This window comes from Microcystis sp. LE19-195.1E, from assembly GCF_027532095.1.
GTDB lineage: Bacteria > Cyanobacteriota > Cyanobacteriia > Cyanobacteriales > Microcystaceae > Microcystis > Microcystis aeruginosa.
The window spans coordinates 1-1,360 of sequence record NZ_JAPZSZ010000333.1 but is presented as its reverse complement, the minus strand read 5'-3'; the positions used below and the strand labels follow the sequence as shown (position 1 = coordinate 1,360).

At 43.5% G+C, this 1,360-nt stretch carries 1 protein-coding gene and 1 pseudogene; one reads left to right on the top strand and one right to left on the bottom strand.

All coding sequences use genetic code 11. From position 1 onward, the window contains the following. The coding region (locus O9300_RS17955; protein ID WP_287973121.1) for an IS701-like element ISMae34 family transposase at positions 1–1,122 on the top strand (1,122 nt) is incomplete at its 5' end. 18 nt (positions 1,123–1,140) lie between these two features. Here the strand turns inward: O9300_RS17955 and O9300_RS17950 are convergent. After that, a pseudogene (locus tag O9300_RS17950) lies at positions 1,141–1,360 on the bottom strand (transposase); the annotation flags it as partial.

Genomic DNA, 1,360 nt, shown 5'->3' with positions numbered 1-1,360 from the left:
ACTCAAATGGCCAATAATGCCGTCGGAGTAGTTTATAACCGATTACATCACTTTTTGACCGAATCTCCTTGGTCAGACCGTCAGGTGAATGAATGTCGGTTGCAAGTGATGAACCAATGCCGCCAGACGCAAATACCCCGAGGATTTTCCCTGATTGTCGATGACTCAGGACATCGAAAAAGTGGCAATCTGACCGCCGGAGTTGGCAGGCAGTACTTGGGAGAAATTGGCAAGACAGACAACGGAATAGTCGCCGTAACTACCCATCTCTACGACGGCAAAAAAACTGTACCCCTAGACATGGAAATTTATCAACCGGCTAGTTCCTTAGCCGAGGGGAAAGAAGACAAAGAATTTAAGAAGAAACCAGAGATAGCGATAGATTTAATTGACCGGAGCTTAACCAGAGGCTATCGACCGAAAATCGTGTTAATAGATGCTGGTTATGGCAACAACACGAGTTTTCTGAAAGCCCTAGAAGAAAGAAAGCTAAAATACTTAGGAGGATTGGCAAAAAATCGAAAAGTAATTATTGAAAAAGAAGGGGGTGTGGAAGAAACAATCCAGCTTGAGCAACTAGCAAAAAGCCTATCAGAAAAGGATTGGGAGAAAATCACCCTAAATCTAGATAAAGAAAAAACGGTTTGGGTAGCGGTATTCAGAGCGAAAATATCTCAACTAGAAGGAGAAAGGAACTTGGCTATCGTCATGAATGCAAGTTCAATGGAAAAAGCCACAGAGGTGGACTATTTCATCACCAATGTAGTTGAGGCAGATACAGTAACAGCGTCGTGGATAGTCAAGACTTACACCGAAAGAAATTGGGTGGAAGTATTCTACCGAGAAGCCAAAGGATGGTTAGGGTTAAGAGAATACCAAGTCAGGGATAAACGAAGCTTACTTCGTCATTTTATCCTGGTGTTTTGTGCCTATACATTTATCCTGTGGCATAAGTTAACTGGGGGATTGCAAAGGCGGTGGGCGAATCGACCTTTAAACACTTTTGTGGAAGCCTTGGCAGCTTTTCGGACAGCGATGTCTTTCCGTTTCTTTGAGTGGCTGACCGAGAATCGGGATGTGTTTGCCGCTTACAAAGCCAGTTTAGGCTTTGTTTGGGCTTGAAATTTGTTTAAGTCCCACTAATCTTTCTTGAATAATTAATGCTGCCAATGCTACCCTAAATGGTAAGGCGGGCGCACCCTTGTTTTCGCAGAAGCTTTTTGCGTACTCTTCTTCAAATTTTTCCCAGGGAATTAAGTTGGCCATAATAACCCAACGGTTTTCATCTGATAGTTTTCCGCTCCTCGGGCAGTTCAAATGATTCGGGTTCTGATGGAGTTGCGGTCGAGATACGATACAT